Genomic DNA, 19,026 nt, shown 5'->3' with positions numbered 1-19,026 from the left:
ACTGACCGCCACGGGGCACTGACCACCTCGTGGCAATGCTCAAAGCCCCTCTCCCCTCGGGGCGAGAAGGCACGGTTTGCGTGCCATTGGCGCGCGTGCCTGGGAGCGCCCCCCGCTGCGAGCGCGAGGGGAGGCAGCGCGGGTTTTGGGGGGAGGGCAGGGCCCAGCCCCGGTATCGAATCAGCGCTGGCATAAAAAGCTGAAGCCGAAAGCACGGATTCAACGCAAGCAACAATGCTTGCCGATCAGATGTCAGCGAAAACCAAACGCACTAAAAGCGCCCGGCTTCATCGCGTCTGCGGCACATCGCTCAGTAACTCGATTTCTGCCAGTTCCGCACGCGCCGGCATCTTCAGTCGCAGCCGATACTCCGCATACGCACCAGGGGTTTTTATCCGGAATGGACGCGTCTGCAGCGGCCACTGAAACCGCTCGTCGCTGCGTTGATCGATGATCTTCCAGGCACCGCCCGCAGTGCGTGCTTCCAGTGTCCATGCACAAGCGCCAATCGCCGCAGTGCCACTGGTCAAGGTATACAGCGTCGGTGTGCCGTTCTGGAGTCCACTCAACGTGATGGTGGACGCACGCGACACCGCTACCACCGTCCCCGCATCGTCGTCATGCAATGCTGCTGCATCGCCACCATCGTCCAGCGCAACGCGCGCATCCGTCCCAAGCAGATCGGCCAACGGGGTAGGGCGTTTCCCCGGCGCGGTCAACGACGGCGGCACATCGTCCGCTCCGCTGCCCCAGCGCGAGGGCGTGGGCCCCATTTCGAAGTCCAGCGTCGCACCCTTGGCAATCGCCGCATGCGGCAACCAGGTCTTGCGCCACGGTGTGCCATTGAGCCTGAGCGATTGCACATACACATTCTGCGGCGAATTCTGTGGCGCATTGACGGTCAGCATGCCGCCGCCAGGCAAGCGCACGCGCGCCTGTTTGAACAATGGAGAGCCGATCACGTACTCCGGTGCGCCCATGCGCAGCGGATACAACCCCAGCGCGGCGAATAGGTACCACGCCGACATCTCGCCATTGTCTTCGTCGCCGGCATAGCCTTGGCCGATCTCGCTACCCAGATACAGGCGGGCCAGGATCTCGCGGGTAATGCGCTGTGTTTTCCACGGTTGCCCGGCATACAAATACATCCACGGAATATGGTGCGCAGTCTGATTGCTATGCGCGTACATCCCCATGCGCACATCGCGCGCTTCGGTCATCTCGTGAATCGTATTGCCATACGAGCCTGCAAACTGCGCTTGGGCAGTCTCGGGCGTGGCGAAAAACGTGTCCAGTTTTGCGGCCAATGCTGCGCGGCCACCATAGAGCGCAGCAAGACCTTCGCCATCGTGCGGCGCAGTGAACGCAAACGTCCACCCGCTGGATTCGGTGTAATCGTTGCCCCACACGCGTGGATCGTACTGTGCCGCATCCACGCGCCACGTCCCATCGGGTTTGCGACCCTGGAAGAAGCCGATCGCCGGATCGAACAGTACCGCATACCCCGCCGCGCGGTGGCGAAAATACAGCGCCTCGGTCGCATACCGCTCGCGCGCTGCCGCCGTGGTCGTCTGGCGGGATAACGCCTCAGCCATATTGGCGATGCCGAAGTCGTTGAGCGCACCTTCCATCGACCACGACATGCCTTCGTGTGTATCGGTATCGGTGTAGCCGCGGAAGGTCGAGCGCGCCATACCCTTGCGCCCGACATGCCGGTCCGGTGCAACGACCGTGGCGTTTTTCAGCGCAGCGGCGTAGGCCTCGGCAGGGTCGAAGCCTTGCACACCTTTTCGCCATGCGTCAGCAAACGCCACATCGGAGCTGGTACCCACCATCAGGTCTGCATAGCCTGGCGATGACCATCGCGCGATCCATCCGCCCGCCCGCGATTGCTCTATAAACCCCTGCACCAAGGTGCCGGCATCGTCGGGCGCGAAGAGTGCATACGCCGGCCACGCCGTACGAAAGGTATCCCACAGCCCGTTGTTGACGTACACCCGGCCATCGCGGACCGGTGCGAAGCTGCGCACCGCGCTGCCGTCGATATTGTCGTCCGACCAGCTGTTCTGGCTGGCGTAGCGCCAATCCGGCGCACTCGCAGTGCCCACGTTTTCATGCGCTGAGTTCGGATACAGGTACAGCCGGTACAGGTTGGAATACAGCGTGGTTTTCTGATCGGCAGTGGCATCGGGCACCTCGAAGCGCCCCAGTAATGCATCCCAGGCATCCTGCGCGCGCGCGGTGACCTGCTCGAAATTCGCGTCTGCTGCAATCTCCAGTTCCAGATTGTGCTTGGCCTGATCCACCGACATCAGCGAGGTGGCGATGCGCATCTGCACCTGTCGCGTGCTGCCAGCATCGAACTTGATCCAACCGGTCGGGCGGCCAGTGTCGAGCAGGCCGCTGCTGTGCCAGGGCGCATCGAAGCTGGCATAGATGTACATGCGCGTCGCACCCGTCGACAAACCACTGCGCACATCGGTGTAACCGGAGAGTGTCTGGGTTGCCGCATCCAGTTGCAGCCCCCCGCGCGCATCCACGTTGTCGAACAGCAGATTGGCATCGCCCCGCGCCGGGAAGCGAAAGCGAAACAGCGCCGCGTGATCGGTCGGTGCGATTTCGGCATGAATGCCGTTGTCCAGCTGCACGGCATAGCGATAGGGGCGGGCCTGTTCGTCGTCATGCGAAAACCCCAGCGCCCGCTTGCTGCGATCGGCTTCCGGCACGCCGGCAGTGAGCGAAGGCATCACCTGAAACGTCTGCCGGTCGCCCATCCACGGACTGGGTTGATGGCTCAGCGATAGCGCCTGCAGGCGCGGGCGATTGTCGGCACCGTTGTGTTCGTTCCAGCGATACAGCCAGGTCAGCGTCCCCGCATCGGTCACCGGCGTCCAGAAGTTGAAGCCATGCGGCAGCGCCGTCGCAGGAAAAGTATTGCCGCGCGAAAACGTGCCATTGGATTGCGTGCCGCGCGTGGTCAACACCCAATCTGATGGCGGCCCCGGCGTTGTCGGCGGCACCTCGGCAATGGCGATATCGTCGATCCAACCGGCCGCGCTGGCGCCCGCAGGCGGCGCCACCTCCAGCTCGATCGCACGCACGCGGCGCCCGCGCAGCCCGGCCACCTCGCCCAGCCGCACCTGCTTGCGCGCCCACTGCTGCGGGTACAAGGTCTTCGATTGCCCCTGCGCCCGCGCGCCCGTCGCCACGCCATGCTGGTCCTGCGCCGACGTGCCGGACAACCGCGTGCCATCGTCGAAGACCAGATCCAGCGATACGTAGGTCGAGGCAACATGATCGGCGCCGACGCTTTCCGGTAGCACCAGCCACGACAGCGTTGTGTCCGCACCGACCGCGATGTCGGTGTCGAACAGGCGGATGCGGTGGTGTGCGCCGCCAAGGCTGTAGCGCAAGGCGTGGGCGCCGCTATAGCCGGCCTCCGGCTTGGCGGCGAAGGGGGCGTTGGGGCCGGTGCCGACAGCCACAGTCAGGTGCTGCGCCGCGTCCGTGGTGGGCGCGGGCTCTCCTGGCTCAAACGAGGTGGAGAACGCCGGTGGCGTGCCTGCCCGGGCCATCTGCGGCGTCGAAACGAGGAGCGACGCAAGCAGGCTGGCGTGTGCAATGACGGATCGAATCACGTTAGGCGGGTCCTGAACGATGGTGCCGCGACGGGCGGGTGCGGCGGGAGCGGGATGGATGCATGTCAACTGTGGCGTTCGTGCCATCACCGACGACAAGGCGCCCCGATGCTGGTCAAAGATGCCCGGACAGGCAAGCGAGCCGGGCCGGATCCCTGTGCGCGCCGCTGCGATCGGCGCCGCTGCCTTGGATGCGCTTGAGCAAGGTCGTGTCCTGCAGCAATTCCGTCCTTGCGCTGCGCTGTCGGACATGGTCCCGGTGCGATGTGTCGGGAGTGGTCACGGATCGGGTTTTGTCTGACTATCCAGGAGTCGACGATCAAGGCAAATGACAGGGAGCAGGCACAATGAAGTGGTCGATGGGTGTCAGGAGCGCCGTGGTAACGGCCTGCATGCTGCTGTCGGGTTGTGCGAGTGACGATTGGGCGACGGCGGACGCTTCGTCTCCGCCTGCCGATTGCCTGGTGGGCAACGACGGTGGCCCGGTGGCGCCGGCTGGCGCAACGGGTGTGCGCAGCCAGCACGATTCGCGCTGCGATCCCGCCCGGCGAGCGGAGTCCACCGGCATGCGCGCCGATCCGATCAAGCCGAACTTCGGCAAGCGGAACGAGTGAGGCGCCAAGCGGCGTGCTGCGGCACCGATCGGCGCCGCAGCCGCTCTTGCAACGGCCAGCGCTGCTAGAATGCTGGCCGTTCCCCACCGCTTGCGATGTACGCCATGAGCCAGACCGCCACCGCGCCCGCCAATGCGCAAACGCGTTACACCGTGCACCGCGGCGACCTGCCGCTGAGCTGCCCGACGCCGCAGATGGCGCTGTGGAACTCGCATCCGCGGGTGTACCTGCCGATCGAGGACGAACCCAACGGCGAAGCCAAGTGCCCGTATTGCGGCGCGCTGTTCGTTCTCGCCGATTGATCCTGGCCGGATGCACCGCCTGACCGTGGTGCAACTGCTGCCGGCGCTGCAGTCCGGCGGCGTCGAGCGCTCCACGTTGGAAATCGCTGCCGCCCTGGTGCGCGCCGGTCATCGCGCCGTGGTTGTGTCGGCCGGCGGCCGCCTGGTGCAGCCGTTGCTGGATGTGGGTGGCGAACATCTCACCCTGGATATCGGTCGCAAGTCGCTGCTGACGCTGCGGCATGTGGCTGGTTTGCGCCGCTTGTTCGCCGAACTCGGGGCCGACATCGTGCACGCACGGTCGCGGCTGCCGGCCTGGCTGGGGTGGTACGCGCTGCGCGGGATGCCCGAGGCGACGCGGCCGCGCCTGGTCACCACCGTGCACGGGCTCAATTCGCCCAGCCGCTACAGCGCGGTGATGACCTACGGCGAGCGGGTGATTTGCGTGTCGCAGACGGTGCGCGATTACGTATGCACGCACTACCCGCAGACCGATCCCGCGCGCCTGCGCACCATTCCGCGCGGGGTGGATATCGCACAGTTCCCGCGCCGGTTGCGGCCGGACCGCCATGCACGCGCGTGGGCGCAGACCCTGCTGCCTGGCCTGCCTGCCGATGCCTCGCTGCTGTTGCTGCCGGGACGCGGTACACGCCTGAAGGGGCACGCCGACGGTCTGCAACTGCTCGCCGATGTCCGTGCTGCCGGCGTGCCGGCGTTCTTGTGGTTGCCCGGCGCGCGCGAGCCGGGGCGCGAGGCCTATGTGCGCGAGCTGGAAGCCGAGGCCGCGAGATTGGGGGTGGCCGACGCAGTCGCCTTCACCGAGCCCACTGCCCGTATCGCCGAAGCGTATGCCGCCAGCGACCTGGTGCTGCAACTCTCGCGCAAGCCGGAAGCTTTCGGCCGCACTGTAGTGGAGGCGCTGTCGGTCGGCCGCCCGGTGCTCGGCTGGGCGCACGGCGGTGTCGGCGAATTGCTCGCCGAATTGCAACCCAGTGGCGCGGTCGCCGCCTTCGATGCCCAAGCCTTGCGTACACAGGCGCTGCACTTGCTGCAGCACGCGCCGACAGCGCCGGGCGTCCTCCCCTACACGTTGCAGGCCATGCAGATGGGCACCTTGAAGGTCTATGACGAACTCCGCCGCTGAGAGCCTCCCGCAGGCGCCCGTGTTGACCCCCGATGTCGGCCGCTGGGCGCCGCTGTGGGTAGTTCTGTTCGTGGCGCTATGGCCGACGCCCGGCTTGGCGGAAACGGTATTGTCGCTCGGTGCGTTGCTTGCGGCGTACCGCTTGCTGCACACGCGCTTTCGGGGCGGCACGCGCCTGCTCAGCGGTGCGGCCTGGGCGCTGACCAGCGTGCTGTTCTTTGCATACTGGCTGCCGCAGATGTTGTCTGCCTTCGACGCGATGGATGCCGGCCGCGCGCTGCGCAAGTCGGCCACCGACCTGCGCTATCTGCCTTTCATGTGGCTGTGCGCGATCGCGGTTGCGAATGCGCAGCGTCGCCGTCGCACCTTTACCGGGCTGGCGGTGATCGGCGCGGTGTGGACGCTGGATGCGCTGTTGCAGGCCGCGTTCGGCAGCAGCCCGTTGTTCTTCGGGATCGATCAGATCAAACAACTGATCAGCGGCCATGGCATGTGTACGGCCCAGGAGCTGGCGCTGGTGGATCGGCTGAGCGGCGTACTGGGTCCCTGCAATCTGAAATTCGGGCAGACCCTGGCTAGCCTGTCGCCGTTTTTGTTGCTGGCGTTGGGGCGGCGTCAGGCCTGGACCTGGGCGGTCGGTGCGGCGGCGGTCGGCATCGTGTTGGTCTTGGCAGGCTCGCGCGCGTCGTGGATGACCTATGGCGTGATCGTGCTGCTGTCGGGTTGGCAACTGCTGGGCGGGCGTCGCTTGCTGGCCGTGGCAGTGGCCGGCGCGCTGTTGGCCATTGCGGTGGTGGCGGTGGCGCCGCAGGCGCGCGAGCGCATCCAGCGCACGGCGCTGGCATTCGGTAATGGCGAACAAGGCGTGGATCAGGCCTTGTCCGGGCGTGCCCAGATCTGGGGTGCGGCGTTGTGCATGATCCGCGCGCATCCGCTCAACGGCGTGGGCGTGCGCGAATTTCGACAGGCGTATCCGGCCTGCAATCCGGCGCCTGCACAGGCGTCGGCCTGGGGCGATGGCCCGGCCTTCCACGCGCATCAGATCGTGCTGGAAATCCTGGCCGAGACCGGTGTGATCGGCTTGCTGCTGTGGCTGGCCGGCGCGGCGCAGGCGTGGCGCGCGTGGCGCTATTCGAGTGTGGCCGCACGCGAGCAGGCGCGGCCAGCGATGATCGCGCTGGTGGCCACGGTCTTTCCGCTCAACACGCATCTGGCGTTCTATTCCAGCTTCTGGGGCGCACTGAGCCTGATGTTGGCCGGGCTGTATGCCGGCGCCTTGCTCAACGATGACGCCGATCAGCCGCCGCCGCGCTGACCCGCCTCACATCCTTGCGCTGCTGCACGCAGCGCATGCGTGAGACCCGCCGACATCAGCGATAGAATTCGCTGCGCCCGCCCGGCTGGCGCTTGAAGCGGCGATGGATCCACAGGTACTGGTCCGGCGCCTCGCGCACCATGTCCTCGATCGCCGCATTGACCTGCGTGGTATCGGCGATCACATCGTCGGAGGGGATGTCTGCCAGCGGCGGTGCGATCTTGAGGATGTAGCGGCCACCTTCGCGCCGATGGAAGTACGGCACCACCGCGCAGCCGGTCAGCCGCGCCAATTGGTGGGTGGCGGTGATGGTGGAGGCCGGATGCCCGAAGAAGGGCACGAACACGGTGTCCTTGCCGCGCATGTCCTGATCCGGCGCGTACCACAGGAAACCGCCGCGCTTGAGGTGCTTGATGGTGGCGCGCAGATCCTCGTTGGCGAACATGTGCGTGGCATAGCGCAAGCGTCCACGCTTGACTGCCCACTCGAACACCGGGTTGCGATGCCTACGGTACATGCCGGCCAATGGCACGTGGTCGCACAACAGCCGCCCGCACATTTCCAGTGTCATGAAGTGGCCAGACACCAGCAGTACGCCGCGCTTTTGTTCCTGCAACTGCTGCAGATGCTCCAGTCCTTCGATCTGCACGCCTGGGCGAATCGCATCAATGCTGCCCCACCAGGCACGCGCGAACTCGAACAGGCCCACACCCAGTGCGTCGAAGCTGTCGCGCAATAGCCGTGCTCGCCACGCGTCGTCCTGCTCGGGGAAGCACAGTGTGAGGTTGACCTCGGCCGCGCGCCGACGCGTGCCGGCCAGGCGCATCGCAATCCAACCCACGCCGCGGCCTAGTGCACGCTGCAGGGTCCACGGCAGGCGCCCGGCCGCCACCATTACTGCCAGGCCCAGATACATCGGCCAGTGCTTGGGGTTGCGCAGGGAGGGGCGGACGGCGACGTTGGCGGACTCGGACATGCGCCAATTCTAAGGGATTGCGCCCAGCGGGCAGCGTGCACATGCGCACGCGCGGAGGCTCCCGTATCCTGCACCGATGCGGAAAGACCCGATCGAATGGCTGTTGCGCGGGCTGTACTCGGCGCTGCTCTACCTGTTGCTGCCGGTCACGGTGTACCACCTGGTGTGGCGCGGTTTCCGTGTGCGCGAATACTTCAATCGCTGGAACGAGCGTTACGCGTCCTACACGCACGCTTGCGGGCGTCCGCGGGTGTGGGTGCATGCGGTGTCGGTGGGCGAGGTCAATGCGGCCGCGCCGCTGGTCAATGCGCTACGTGCGCAGCGCCCGGATATCCGCTGGGTCATCACGACCATCACCCCGACCGGTTCCGAGCGGGTGCGCGCGGTGTGGGGCGATGCGGTGGACCATGTGTATCTGCCGTACGACGTGCCGGGCAGCGTGGGGCGGTTTCTCGAACACTTCCGCCCGCGTCTGGCATTGATCCTGGAAACCGAGCTATGGCCGAACATGCTGTTCGGTTGTCGCGACCGCCAGATTCCGGTGTACATCCTCAACGCGCGGCTGTCGGCGCGTTCGCTGCGTGGCTATCGGCTGCTGGCACCGTTGATCAGTCGCGCGCTGCAAACCGTCACCTGCGTGGCTGCGCAGTCGCAGGACGATGCCGAGCGGTTCATCACGCTGGGCGCCCGTCCAGATCAGGTGATCGCGCTGGGCAATCTCAAATTCGATATCGCCGCGCCGGCGCAATTGCAGGCACTGGTCGCGCAATTCCGCATGCACGTGCCGGCCACGCGCCCAGTGTGGATCGCCGCCAGCACGCACGAAGGCGAAGAAGCCGTCGTTGCCGACATCCACGCACGTTTGCTGCTGCAATTTCCGGAGTTGCTGCTGTTGTGGGCACCGCGCCATCCCGAGCGCTTTCCCAAGGTCGAGGCATTGGCACGCGAGCGCGGTTGGCGCGTTGCCACGCGCAAGGCACAGCAATGGCCACAGGCAAGCGACAAGGTCTTCGTCATCGATACCCTGGGCGAGCTGATGAGCTTCTATGCGTGCGCGCAGGTGGCCTTCGTCGGCGGCAGTCTGCAGCCGATCGGCGGACACAATCTGCTCGAACCGGCGGCGGTCGGCACGCCGGCAGTCACCGGCCCGCATCTGCACAATTTCTCGGAGATTTCGCGGCGCATGCGCGAGGCCGATGCGGTGACCATCTGCGAAGATGCCGATAGCGTGTATCACGATCTTGCGCGCCTGCTCGGCGACCCTGCCCAGCGCGAGGCGATGGCCACCGCAGGCCTGGCACTGGTCGCCAACGGCAAGGGCGCAGTGGCCCGCACGCTGGTACAGATCGCCCCGGATCTGCCGCCGGTGGCCAGCGAGGGCGCTGCGGCGTGAGGTGGTCGTGGTCAGTGCGTTGCTGACCACATTGCGATCTCGCTGATGCTTGTCGCCAGATTGCAGCGGTCATTGCACTAGCAGTGAGAGTGTGCGCCGGTGACTGCTGCGAGCTTGGTTGCATCGCCTTATCTGGCAGCCAACGTCGTAGCGGCCGCTGTCGCCGCACGAAACGTCCCTGCAGCAGTCGCCACAAAAGACGCGCATGCGACCGCACCGCGCACAAAAAAGCGGGCCTGGGCCCGCCTTTTTCATGTGCATCCAGCTGGCCTTACTGCAGTGAACCACTGCCCTGCAGCTTGGACTCGGCATCCTGCGACAGCAGGCGATTCACATCCTGCAAGTCGGTGATGTCGAGCTTGCCGATGGCCTGGCCCAGCAGCAGACGGTTCTGCAGGAAGTTGTAACGCGACTGCGCGTAGTTCAGCTGCGCCTGGAACAGCGTGCGCTGGTTCTGCACCACGTCCAGCACGGTACGCGTACCCACTTCCAGACCCACCTGCGAGGCGTCGTAGGCGGCTTGCGCCGACACCACCGCCAGACGGCGGGCTTCCACTTCGCTGATACCGGCAACAACAGTCTGGTAGGCATTGCGGGTGTTGCGATCCAGCGCGCGCTTCTGCTGCTCGTAGGTGTCCTGCTGGATGTCGCGCTGCGACAGTGCCTGACGCACGGCCGACTGGGTTGCACCGCCCGAGAAGATCGGAATCGATAGCGTGATGCCGATGGAATCGGTATCGATGTTGCGGCCTGCGGTGGTGAAGTTGCCTGCCGCCTCATCGACCGTTCCCTGACCACCCCAGCTGTTGCTGCGGCCGACATTGGCACCCAGGCTCAGAGTGGGCAAATGGCCAGCACGCGCGGCACTGACCTGCGCCTCGGCGGCACTGACCTGCAACTGCTGCGCCTTCAACGCAGGGTTATCGGCAATGGCGGTGGCGACCAACTGATCGACATTGCTGTAGGCGGCCGGTACTTCCGGGCGGAACTCTTCCGGCAGTGCGCGCAAGCCGACCACGGGCTGGCCGGTGAGTTCGGTCAGTGCCTGGTAGTAATCCTTCAACGTGTTGCGGGCATTGATGGTGTCGGCGCGCGCCTGGTCGTACTGAGCGCGGGCTTCGTGCACGTCGGTAATCGGTGCCAGGCCCACTTCCAGACGCTTGTCGGCGTAGTCGAACTGTTTCTTTGCTGCCGCTTCGTTGGTCTCGGCTGCCGCCAGCGACTCGATACCCACCAGCACCTGGAAATACGCCGCCGAGGTACGGGTGATCAGATCGTTGTTGGCCGATGCCAGGGTGAAATCTGCAGCCTTGGCCACTTCGCGCTGCGCACGCAGGTTGGAGAACTGCGCCCAATTGAAAATGGTCTGGCTGCCCTGAATCGCGTACTGGCGCTGTTTGGTCGTGGAGCGTCCATCGACACCCTCCAGCTCACGATGTGACTGGGTGTAGCCGGCGCTGCCGTCCAGCTGCGGCAGCAAGGCCGCACGCGCCTGTACCTGGCCTTCCCGATTCACCAGGCGCGTGGACTCGGCCACGGCCAGCTGCGGATCGCCGTTGCGGGCCATTTCGTAGACCTGCAGCAGGTCGGTGGCGTGCGCAGCCATGGGAGACAGGGCGGCAGCCAGGGCCAGGACGAGGGATCGGCGGATCATCGGGGAAGCTTCCTTGGGAATCAGAATTGGAATCGGGGCGTCGGTGCGGCGCCCTGGAGATAGGCGAGGTCGGTTTCGAATAACGACTCGATGCGCGGGGCGTTGACGTCGCCACGGACCAGCACCGCTTCCATCACTGGTTCGTGACCGCGCACGACGAACAGCCGGCCGTTCGGGCGCAACCACTGCAGCCACTGCACGGGGAGTGTATCGACCGCGCCGGTCACGCAGATGGCATCGAAGCGACGCTCGCTCTGCCAGCCGAACACGTCGGCGGTTTCGATACGGACATTGCTGCCCAGGCCGGTACGGTCCAGATTGGCGCGCGCGGCGGCCGCCAGTGCCGGGTCGATCTCCAGGCTGACGACTTCACGCGCGAGCGCGGCCAGGCAGGCGGTGGCGAAGCCGCTGCCAGCGCCCACTTCCAGCACGTCTTCGCCCGGCTGCAGATCCAGCGCCTGCAACATGCGGCCTTCGACGACCGGCTTCATCATCTTGTGACCGGCCGACAGCGGAATTTCCACGTCGACATAGGCCAGCGTCTTGTATGCCTCCGGCACAAAGGCTTCGCGCGGCAGGCGCGCCAGCACGTCGAGTACGCGCAGGTCCAGCACGTCCCACGGCCGGATCTGCTGCTCGACCATCTTTTCGCGGGCCTGGGTGAAATCGATCGTCATGGTGCGGTTATCCAACGCGGTGGGGCAAACATTTTACCGGTGCGCGAGGCACCTGGCGCATCTAGCATCGCCGCGCGCTGCCATCCGGCGCAGTGCCGGAAGTCATCGCCACCAAAGGCCGGGGGCCCTCAGCGCGGCGCATATGCCCTCAAAAAGAAGTCCACGCTGGTGTCGATGTGCGCATCCACCTGCGCGCGGGTGGGCTGGCCGTGCAGGCCGCACATCATCAAGGCGTACAGCTCGCCCTTGAGCAGGCAGAAGAATTGCGACGCGGCGCGCGCGACGTCCGGAATCTCCAACTGGCCGTCGGCCACCCGCGCGGACAGGAAATCCGCCAGCGCCCGCTGCGTGCGCTTAGGGCCCGCATCCCAGAACATCTCGCGTATATGCACGTCGCCGGTACCGGGCGCCATCATCATGCGGTGGGTGGAGATAGCCGATTCGGTGCTGACCATGGCAAAGAACGCATGGGCGATCTCGGTGAGCTGGTCGCGCACTGCGCCCTTGGGGGCATGGTCGAACAGGTCGTCCGGCATCATGTGCTGGCATTGCGCGCGGATCGCCTCGGAAAACAGGCTCTCCTTGTCGCCGAAGTGGCTGTACACGGTCAGTTTGGAGACGCCCGCCTGCGCAGCGATCCCATCCATGCTGACCCCTGCATAGCCCTGTTCCATGAACATGGTGCGGGCGGCACCCAGGATGGCGGCACGCTTTCCAAGGTCCTTGGGACGGCCAGGGCCGTTGCTCTTGGCTTTGGAGTTGAGGGGGGGCGAGCTGGACATGCCGTCAATACTAGACCATCGGGTTCTATATTTATACTCGGCACCGACGCGCTACGTTAACGATTCGGTCTCTGGCTCCCGTGTCATGGAGCTCCCGGCAGCTGTCAGGGATCCACCGAAGGCAGCGGAAAAACCCCGGTGATAGATTTGCGGCAGACCTGCCAGTGCATACCGGCAGGTATCTCGAGCGAACACGGACGGGGGGACGGGGAGCGTGGGAAGGGTCGGTCCGCATGCGCATACACGCTGCGTTCGCAGCACGTGCGTGCGGCGGATCGGGCGCGCGTTGTTGTGGCTGCTGGCGTGCTGCGCAGTGCTCGGCGCCTGGCCAGCCGGCGCGCAGGCGCTCAAACACACGGCATACCACACGGTCACGCGCTGGACCATGGACGATGGCCTGCCGCACAACCTGGTGCACGCCGTGGCCCAGGGCGAAGACGGGCTGATCTGGCTGGGCACCTGGGAAGGCGTGGCGCGCTTCAATGGGCGCGACTTCACCGTGTACGACCGCCAGAACACTCCCGGCGTCGAGCTGGGCGGAGTGTTCGTGGTGGCACGCGACAGCACCGGCGGCATGCTGTTCGGTACCGCGTTCGACGGCGTCTACCACTATCAGGACGGCCACTGGCAGCAGCTGGGCGGCGCCTCGGCGCGGCATCTGGCGGTGAGCGCCTTGCTGCGGCGTGCCGATGGCGCGTTGTGGGTGGGCACGCCGCAGACGCTGTACCGCATCGAGGGCGACGGGCGGGTGGTCGATATCGGTCGCCAGGCCGGGTTGCCGCGTGCGCGGATCACGGCGTTGTCCGCAGACGAGGGCGGCGACCTGTGGGTTGGTACCGAGGTCGGTCTGTATCGTCTGCCGCGCGATGACGGCCAGGCTGCGGCCTGGGGCAGGGTGCACGGGATGCGCGACGCGCCGGTGCGGCGGCTGGCCAGCGACCGTCAGGGCGGCCTGTTGGTCGCCGGCGACGATGGCGTGTGGTGGTGGAGCCGTGGCGGCGGCCTGCAGCGTTTCCGCCAGGGCCAGCGCGTGGATTCAGTGCTGCTCGACCGCCGCGGGCACCTGTGGATGAGTCTGTCTTCGGGAATGCTGGTGGTACACAGCGGCCCCGACGACCCGGACGAGCAGATCGCCATTTCCGGCGTCGCCAGCCCGGCGCTGCTGGAAGACGCCGAAGGCCTGATCTGGGTCGGCAGCACGCACGGGCTGTTCCGGGTTGCCGAAGGCGCCGCACACGGCGTCACCCACGACGAAGGCCTGAGTTCGGACTACGTGCGCTGTGTGCTGCAGACCGGCAACGGCACCGTGTGGGTGGGCAATGCCGTTGGCCTGGATCGTTGGCGCGACGGCACCATCAGCCGCGTGTCGTTGTCGCCCAGCGACGGTGGGCGCGTGCTTGAGCAGTCGGTGCTGGCGCTGGCCGATGCCGGTGATGGCGGCGTGTGGGCCGGCACCTACAGCCAGGGCGTGGTACGTCTGGACGCGCAAGGCCACGTGCTGGTGCGCATCGGCGCGGCCGATGGCCTGCCGTCGATGTCGGTGCGTGCGGTGCTGCCGGATGGCGACGACCTGTGGATCGGCAGCACGGCCGGGCTGGTGCGCTGGCGCAATGGCAAGGCGCGCCGCTACACCGCCGCCGACGGTGTGCCGGACGGCTCGGTGCATGGGTTATACCGCGATGCGCAGGGCATCGTGTGGATCGGCACCGATCGTGGCATGACCGCGCTGTCGCCGGACGGCAGCACGCGCGCCTGGCTTGGCGAGCAGGATTTTCCCGGCCAGAACGCGTTCGACTTCCTGCGCGATGCCGCCGGCGATGTGTGGATCGCCAGCGATCGCGGCTTGCTGCGTCTGCGCGGTGACAGCTTCCGTGTCTACGACCACCGGTTCGGGCTGCCACGCGACAAGCTGTTTCGGGTGATCGACGACGGCCGTGGCTATTTTTGGTTGTCGAGCAACCACGGCGTGTTCCGCATCGCACGCAAGAACTTCGACCAGATCGACGCGGGCACGCGCGAACAATTGAGCGTGGAAGTGGTCGACCGCAGCGACGGTATGCCGAGCAACCAGGGCAACGGCAGCAGCGCACCTGCTGGTTGGTTGACCCAGTCCGGGCAGTTGCTGTTTCCCACCGCTGCAGGCCTGGGCGTGATTGACCCGACACGGGTGGGTACCTTGCAAGGCCATCGCGTGCCGATCGTGTTCGAGCGCCTGCTGGTCGATGGCATGGTGCAACCGCTGAGTGGCACGCATCGGTTCGGTGCACAGACCCGGCGTCTTGCAATTGGCTATGCCGGGCTGAATTTCCGTGGCCCGGACAAGGTGCGGTATCGCTACCGACTGGAAGGCTTCGATCCGGATTGGGTGGATGCTGACAGCACCAGCGAAGCGGTCTACACCAATCTGCCGCCGGGTCGCTTCCGCTTCCGCGTGCAGGCGATGTCGCTGCCGGTGGATTGGCGGCAAAGCGATTTGTTGGGCGAAGCCAGCCTGGTTATCGCGCTGGCGCCGCCGTGGTGGCGCCGGGGCGAAGTGATCGGCCTGGGCATTCTTGGCCTGGCCAGCGTGGTCTACGGGTTGTATCTGTGGCGGACCGCCAGTTATCGCCGGCGTCAGCGCCAGCTCAATACCGTCATCGACCGGCGTACGCGCGAACTGAGCGACAAGAACCTGGCGCTGCAGCAGGCCAGCCAGGAACGCGAAGCGTTGATGCGCCAGCTGGAATACCGCGCCAGCCACGACGTGCTGACCACCTTGCCGAACCGACGCGAAGCCGAGCGCGTGCTGCAGCAATGGTTCGATGATGCGCATGCAGGTGGCGCTGCACTGGCGCTAGCGTTGATGGATATCGACCACTTCAAGCGCATCAACGACAACTACGGTCACGAGGTTGGCGATGCGGTGCTGTCGGCCATCGGCCAGGCGTTGAGCGAGCAGGATCAGGCGCACTGCTTCGCCGCGCGGCACGGTGGCGAAGAATTCCTGCTGGCGACAACCGGGCTGGATGCGGCACAGGCGCGCGCGCTGTTCGAGCGGATGCGGCAGCGACTGGCCGACATCGAGGTTGATGCGCAAGGCACGCCCGTGCGTTGTACCGCCAGCATGGGTATGGCGATGAGCGACGAAGCGCCGAGCCGACGCGAATTGCTGGCGTTGGCCGATGGTCGTCTGTATGAAGCCAAGCGACAGGGGCGGGATCGCTTGATCGGGCCCTAGGAGGGTGCGCGATTGCGCAGCATGCCGAGCGCGGGCCCGAGGTCATCGGTCGCCGCCATGTGCGACATGCTGCACACCTCGCGACCCCTGCGCGTGATCCGCCTGCGCGCGCAACAACGCGACAAATGCCTGCGCAGCACGCGACAAGGTGCGCCCGCCATGCGTGACGCAACCCAGCTCACGCGATAACGCCACATCGGCCAGTGGCAGCGCCATGATCTGATGGTCGATCATGCGCTCCGGCAAGACGCTCCACGCCAGGCCCACCGACACCAACATCTTGATCGTCTCCAGATAATTGGTGGTCATGCGCAAACTCGGCGCCAGACCGCGTTCGGCAAATAGGTTGGCGACGATGCGATGGGTAAAGGTGCCCGGATCCGGCAAGACTGCCGGGTGTGCAACCACATCGTCCAGCGACAGCTCGGGCAGTGCTGCCAACGGGTGATCTGGCGCAACCACGAACTGCAAGCGGTCATGCCAGATCGGCTGCGCGCGCAGTGGTGCGCGCGTGTCGGGCGCCAGGGTGGTCACCGCCAGTTCCACCTCCCCGCGCAGCACCGCCGCGTACGCCAATTCCGAATCCAGGAACTGGATATCCAGCGCCGCCTGCGGATGTTGTGTCGCGAAACCGCGCAACAAGGCGGGCAGGCGGTGCAGACCCACATGGTGGCTAGTGGCCAGACTCAAACGACCGCCAACCGCCGCGCCCAGATGCTCGAGCACGCGGCGGGTGTCCTGCAGCTCGGCCAGGATGCGTTGCGCGCGCGGCAACAGTGCCTGGCCGGCTTCGGTCAGCACCACTTGCCGGCCTAGGCGGTCGAACAGGCGCGCCGACAGTTGCGCCTCCAGCAGGGCGATGCGTTTGCTCACTGCCGGCTGGGTCAGGTGCAAGGCCTCACCGGCCGCGGAGAAGCTGCCGCTTTCGGCGATCGCCACGAATGCATTGAGGCTCGCCAGGTCCATTGCTATTCCTAAAATTCATTTCTTGAATAAACAATATGAATTTGCGTAATCCAAGGCAAGCTCCTAGCATCGACCTCAGCCAGGTGGGCGCACCCACCATCCGCCATTCGGATTGCCGCGATGACTGCCAAGACCCTGTACGACAAGCTGTGGGAACTGCATGAGGTCACACGCCGTGACGATGGTTCGTCGCTGATCTATATCGACCGCCACATCCTGCACGAAGTGACTTCGCCGCAAGCCTTCGAAGGACTGCGCCTGGCCGGGCGCAAGCCGTGGCGCATCGACGCCAATATCGCAACGCCCGATCACAACGTGCCGACCACGCGCGCCGAGCGCCAGGGTGGGCTGGAGTCGATTTCCGACGAGGTGTCGCGCCTGCAGGTGCAGACGCTGGACGAGAACTGCGACGACTTCGGCATCCTCGAGTTCAAGATGAACGATGCGCGCCAGGGCATCGTGCATGTGGTCGGCCCGGAGCAGGGCGCCACCCTGCCCGGCATGACCGTGGTCTGCGGCGATTCGCACACCTCCACGCATGGCGCATTCGGCGCACTGGCGCATGGCATCGGCACCTCCGAGGTCGAACATGTGCTGGCGACCCAGTGCCTGATTACGAAGAAGATGAAGAACATGCAGGTGCGCGTTGAAGGCACGCTGCCGTTCGGGGTGACTGCCAAGGACATCGTGCTGGCGGTGATCGGCAAGATCGGCACCGCCGGCGGCAACGGGCATGCGCTGGAATTTGCCGGCAGCGCGATCCGCGCGCTGTCGATGGAAGGCCGCATGACCATTTGCAACATGTCCATCGAAGCCGGTGCGCGCGTGGGCATGGTGGCGGTGGACGACAAGACGATTGCCTACGTCAAAGGTCGCCCGTTCGCGCCCAAGGGCGCCGACTGGGATGCGGCAGTCGCGCTGTGGAGCACGCTGGTGTCCGACCCGGACGCACACTTCGACACCGTGGTGGAACTGCGCGCCGAAGACATCAAGCCGCAGGTCAGCTGGGGCACCTCCCCCGAAATGGTGCTGGCGATCGATCAGTACGTACCGGACCCGGCGACCGAGCAGGACCCAACCAAGCGCGATTCGATCGAGCGCGCATTGAAATACATGGGTTTGCGGGCCAACCAGCCGATCACGGATATCCGCCTGGATCGGGTGTTCATTGGCTCGTGCACCAACTCGCGTATCGAAGACCTGCGCGCCGCCGCCGCAGTGGCCAAGGGCCGCAAGGTCGCTTCCACCATCAAGCAGGCGCTGGTGGTACCCGGCTCAGGCTTGGTCAAGGCGCAGGCAGAGGCTGAAGGCCTGGACAAGGTGTTCTTGGACGCCGGTTTTGAATGGCGCGAGCCGGGCTGCTCGATGTGTCTGGCGATGAATCCGGACAAGCTGGGGAGCGGTGAACATTGCGCTTCGACCTCCAACCGTAACTTCGAAGGCCGCCAGGGCGCCGGTGGCCGCACGCACTTGGTTAGCCCGGCGATGGCCGCTGCGGCGGCGGTGAGTGGGCATTTTGTCGATGTGCGTGCACTCGGCGATTCGGGAGTGGGGATTCGGGATTCGTAAACACCGGTCCGCGCATTCCCGCTTTTTCGAATCCCCAATGTCCACTCCCTAATCACGGCATTCCAATGACCCCTTTCACCCAACACACCGGATTGGTCGCGCCGCTGGATCGCGCCAACGTCGATACCGACCAGATCATTCCCAAGCAATTCCTCAAATCGATCAAGCGCACCGGCTTCGGGCCGAATCTGTTCGACGAGTGGCGCTATCTGGATATCGGTGAGCCTGGTCGCGACAACAGCACGCGCCCGCTGAATCCGGAATTCGTGCTCAATTTCCCCCGTTATCAGGGTGCCAGCGTGTTGCTGGCACGCGAGAACTTCGGCTGCGGTTCCTCGCGCGAGCATGCGCCGTGGGCGCTGGACGAATATGGCTTTCGCACCGTGATCGCGCCGAGCTTTGCCGATATTTTCTACAACAACAGTTTCAAGAACGGCCTGCTGCCGATCGTGCTGGCCGAAGCAGAAGTCGATGCGTTGTTCGAACAATGCCTGGCCACCGAGGGCTACCAGCTCACCGTGGATCTGGCCGCGCAACGCGTGCGCCGCCCCGATGGCGTGGAGTACAGCTTCGACATCGATGCCTTCCGCAAACACTGCCTGCTCAACGGGCTGGACGATATCGGCCTCACCTTGCAGGACGCCGATGCGATCGGTCATTTCGAGCAGGGCCACCGCGCACGCCAACCGTGGTTGTTTGGCGCGCTGCAGTGAATGCGGTCGCCAAAACCACTGATCCGTCGGCGCTGAGCGAACACGTCGTTGCGCAGGTTGGACCGCAGGCCCGTGCCTATCTGCACA

Annotated in this window: 14 protein-coding genes; 8 read left to right on the top strand and 6 right to left on the bottom strand. The window is 65.6% G+C overall.

Going from position 1 to position 19,026, the window contains the following annotated elements; genetic code table 11:
- Nucleotides 1-287: 287 nt before the first annotated feature.
- On the bottom strand, nucleotides 288-3,575 hold the full coding sequence (locus XpruCFBP8353_RS04325; RefSeq protein WP_243391041.1) for a GH92 family glycosyl hydrolase: 3,288 nt from the start codon (nucleotides 3,573-3,575) through the stop codon (nucleotides 288-290).
- Nucleotides 3,576-3,985: 410 nt separating this feature from the next.
- Between XpruCFBP8353_RS04325 and XpruCFBP8353_RS23330 the strand changes: the two genes are divergently transcribed.
- The 4 genes from XpruCFBP8353_RS23330 (at nucleotide 3,986) to XpruCFBP8353_RS04310 (ending at nucleotide 6,992) form a co-directional block, all read left to right on the top strand.
- Nucleotides 3,986-4,252, top strand: coding sequence for a hypothetical protein (locus XpruCFBP8353_RS23330; RefSeq protein WP_133125617.1), 267 nt, complete (start codon nucleotides 3,986-3,988; stop codon nucleotides 4,250-4,252).
- Nucleotides 4,253-4,356: 104 nt separating this feature from the next.
- Nucleotides 4,357-4,554, top strand: a complete 198-nt coding sequence (locus tag XpruCFBP8353_RS04320) for a zinc-finger domain-containing protein (protein WP_010364353.1) — start codon at nucleotides 4,357-4,359, stop codon at nucleotides 4,552-4,554.
- A gap of 10 nt (nucleotides 4,555-4,564) precedes the next feature.
- Complete coding sequence (locus XpruCFBP8353_RS04315) at nucleotides 4,565-5,677, top strand: glycosyltransferase (RefSeq protein WP_101362058.1); 1,113 nt, start codon at nucleotides 4,565-4,567, stop codon at nucleotides 5,675-5,677.
- A complete protein-coding gene (locus XpruCFBP8353_RS04310) occupies nucleotides 5,658-6,992 on the top strand; it encodes an O-antigen ligase family protein (RefSeq protein WP_101362057.1) in 1,335 nt (444 codons plus the stop codon). The genes XpruCFBP8353_RS04315 and XpruCFBP8353_RS04310 overlap by 20 nt, the downstream gene beginning before the upstream one ends.
- Nucleotides 6,993-7,047: 55 nt before the next feature.
- Here XpruCFBP8353_RS04310 and XpruCFBP8353_RS04305 read toward each other — a convergent pair whose 3' ends face one another.
- On the bottom strand, nucleotides 7,048-7,968 hold the full coding sequence (locus XpruCFBP8353_RS04305; protein ID WP_101362056.1) for an LpxL/LpxP family Kdo(2)-lipid IV(A) lauroyl/palmitoleoyl acyltransferase: 921 nt from the start codon (nucleotides 7,966-7,968) through the stop codon (nucleotides 7,048-7,050).
- 76 nt (nucleotides 7,969-8,044) lie between these two features.
- On the opposite strand from XpruCFBP8353_RS04305, the gene waaA reads away from it, so the two are divergent.
- The gene (gene waaA, locus XpruCFBP8353_RS04300) at nucleotides 8,045-9,361 is read left to right on the top strand and encodes a lipid IV(A) 3-deoxy-D-manno-octulosonic acid transferase (protein ID WP_101362055.1); all 1,317 of its coding nucleotides are present in this window, start codon (nucleotides 8,045-8,047) and stop codon (nucleotides 9,359-9,361) included.
- Between the two features lie 271 nt (nucleotides 9,362-9,632).
- Here the strand turns inward: waaA and XpruCFBP8353_RS04295 are convergent, their stop codons facing one another.
- The 3 genes from XpruCFBP8353_RS04295 to XpruCFBP8353_RS04285 form a co-directional block, all read right to left on the bottom strand.
- Nucleotides 9,633-11,015 carry a TolC family outer membrane protein gene (locus XpruCFBP8353_RS04295; protein WP_101362054.1) on the bottom strand — a complete coding sequence of 461 codons (1,383 nt, stop codon included), beginning with the start codon at nucleotides 11,013-11,015 and terminating at the stop codon, nucleotides 9,633-9,635.
- A gap of 20 nt (nucleotides 11,016-11,035) precedes the next feature.
- The gene (locus XpruCFBP8353_RS04290; RefSeq protein WP_101362053.1) at nucleotides 11,036-11,692 is read right to left on the bottom strand and encodes a protein-L-isoaspartate O-methyltransferase family protein; all 657 of its coding nucleotides are present in this window, start codon (nucleotides 11,690-11,692) and stop codon (nucleotides 11,036-11,038) included.
- A gap of 128 nt (nucleotides 11,693-11,820) precedes the next feature.
- Nucleotides 11,821-12,474 carry a TetR/AcrR family transcriptional regulator gene (locus XpruCFBP8353_RS04285; RefSeq protein WP_101362052.1) on the bottom strand — a complete coding sequence of 218 codons (654 nt, stop codon included), beginning with the start codon at nucleotides 12,472-12,474 and terminating at the stop codon, nucleotides 11,821-11,823.
- Nucleotides 12,475-12,688: 214 nt separating this feature from the next.
- Between XpruCFBP8353_RS04285 and XpruCFBP8353_RS04280 the strand changes: the two genes are divergently transcribed.
- Nucleotides 12,689-15,691, top strand: coding sequence for a ligand-binding sensor domain-containing diguanylate cyclase (locus XpruCFBP8353_RS04280; RefSeq protein ID WP_101362051.1), 3,003 nt, complete (start codon nucleotides 12,689-12,691; stop codon nucleotides 15,689-15,691).
- Nucleotides 15,692-15,733: 42 nt separating this feature from the next.
- Here the strand turns inward: XpruCFBP8353_RS04280 and XpruCFBP8353_RS04275 are convergent, their stop codons facing one another.
- On the bottom strand, nucleotides 15,734-16,657 hold the full coding sequence (locus XpruCFBP8353_RS04275; RefSeq protein WP_101362050.1) for a LysR family transcriptional regulator: 924 nt from the start codon (nucleotides 16,655-16,657) through the stop codon (nucleotides 15,734-15,736).
- A 120-nt stretch (nucleotides 16,658-16,777) separates the two neighbouring features.
- On the opposite strand from XpruCFBP8353_RS04275, the gene leuC reads away from it, so the two are divergent.
- Nucleotides 16,778-18,226 carry a 3-isopropylmalate dehydratase large subunit gene (gene leuC / locus XpruCFBP8353_RS04270; RefSeq protein WP_101362049.1) on the top strand — a complete coding sequence of 483 codons (1,449 nt, stop codon included), beginning with the start codon at nucleotides 16,778-16,780 and terminating at the stop codon, nucleotides 18,224-18,226.
- Between the two features lie 65 nt (nucleotides 18,227-18,291).
- A complete protein-coding gene (leuD, locus tag XpruCFBP8353_RS04265; protein WP_101362048.1) occupies nucleotides 18,292-18,939 on the top strand; it encodes a 3-isopropylmalate dehydratase small subunit in 648 nt (215 codons plus the stop codon).
- Nucleotides 18,940-19,026: the final 87 nt, after the last annotated feature.

The sequence above is a fragment of the Xanthomonas prunicola genome (assembly GCF_002846205.1).
GTDB lineage: Bacteria > Pseudomonadota > Gammaproteobacteria > Xanthomonadales > Xanthomonadaceae > Xanthomonas > Xanthomonas prunicola.
This window is presented reverse-complemented; position numbering and strand designations above follow the sequence as displayed.

Excerpts from the sequence above, each read along its gene's own strand:
- XpruCFBP8353_RS04325 (WP_243391041.1), bottom strand. The coding sequence starts at position 3,575 with ATGGCCCGGGCAGGCACGCCACCGGCGTTCTCCACCTCGTTTGAGCCA.
- XpruCFBP8353_RS23330 (WP_133125617.1), top strand. The coding sequence starts at position 3,986 with ATGAAGTGGTCGATGGGTGTCAGGAGCGCCGTGGTAACGGCCTGCATG.
- XpruCFBP8353_RS04320 (WP_010364353.1), top strand. The coding sequence starts at position 4,357 with ATGAGCCAGACCGCCACCGCGCCCGCCAATGCGCAAACGCGTTACACC.
- XpruCFBP8353_RS04315 (WP_101362058.1), top strand. The coding sequence starts at position 4,565 with ATGCACCGCCTGACCGTGGTGCAACTGCTGCCGGCGCTGCAGTCCGGC.
- XpruCFBP8353_RS04310 (WP_101362057.1), top strand. The coding sequence starts at position 5,658 with ATGACGAACTCCGCCGCTGAGAGCCTCCCGCAGGCGCCCGTGTTGACC.
- XpruCFBP8353_RS04305 (WP_101362056.1), bottom strand. The coding sequence starts at position 7,968 with ATGTCCGAGTCCGCCAACGTCGCCGTCCGCCCCTCCCTGCGCAACCCC.
- waaA (WP_101362055.1), top strand. The coding sequence starts at position 8,045 with ATGCGGAAAGACCCGATCGAATGGCTGTTGCGCGGGCTGTACTCGGCG.
- XpruCFBP8353_RS04295 (WP_101362054.1), bottom strand. The coding sequence starts at position 11,015 with ATGATCCGCCGATCCCTCGTCCTGGCCCTGGCTGCCGCCCTGTCTCCC.
- XpruCFBP8353_RS04290 (WP_101362053.1), bottom strand. The coding sequence starts at position 11,692 with ATGACGATCGATTTCACCCAGGCCCGCGAAAAGATGGTCGAGCAGCAG.
- XpruCFBP8353_RS04285 (WP_101362052.1), bottom strand. The coding sequence starts at position 12,474 with ATGTCCAGCTCGCCCCCCCTCAACTCCAAAGCCAAGAGCAACGGCCCT.
- XpruCFBP8353_RS04275 (WP_101362050.1), bottom strand. The coding sequence starts at position 16,657 with ATGGACCTGGCGAGCCTCAATGCATTCGTGGCGATCGCCGAAAGCGGC.
- leuC (WP_101362049.1), top strand. The coding sequence starts at position 16,778 with ATGACTGCCAAGACCCTGTACGACAAGCTGTGGGAACTGCATGAGGTC.
- leuD (WP_101362048.1), top strand. The coding sequence starts at position 18,292 with ATGACCCCTTTCACCCAACACACCGGATTGGTCGCGCCGCTGGATCGC.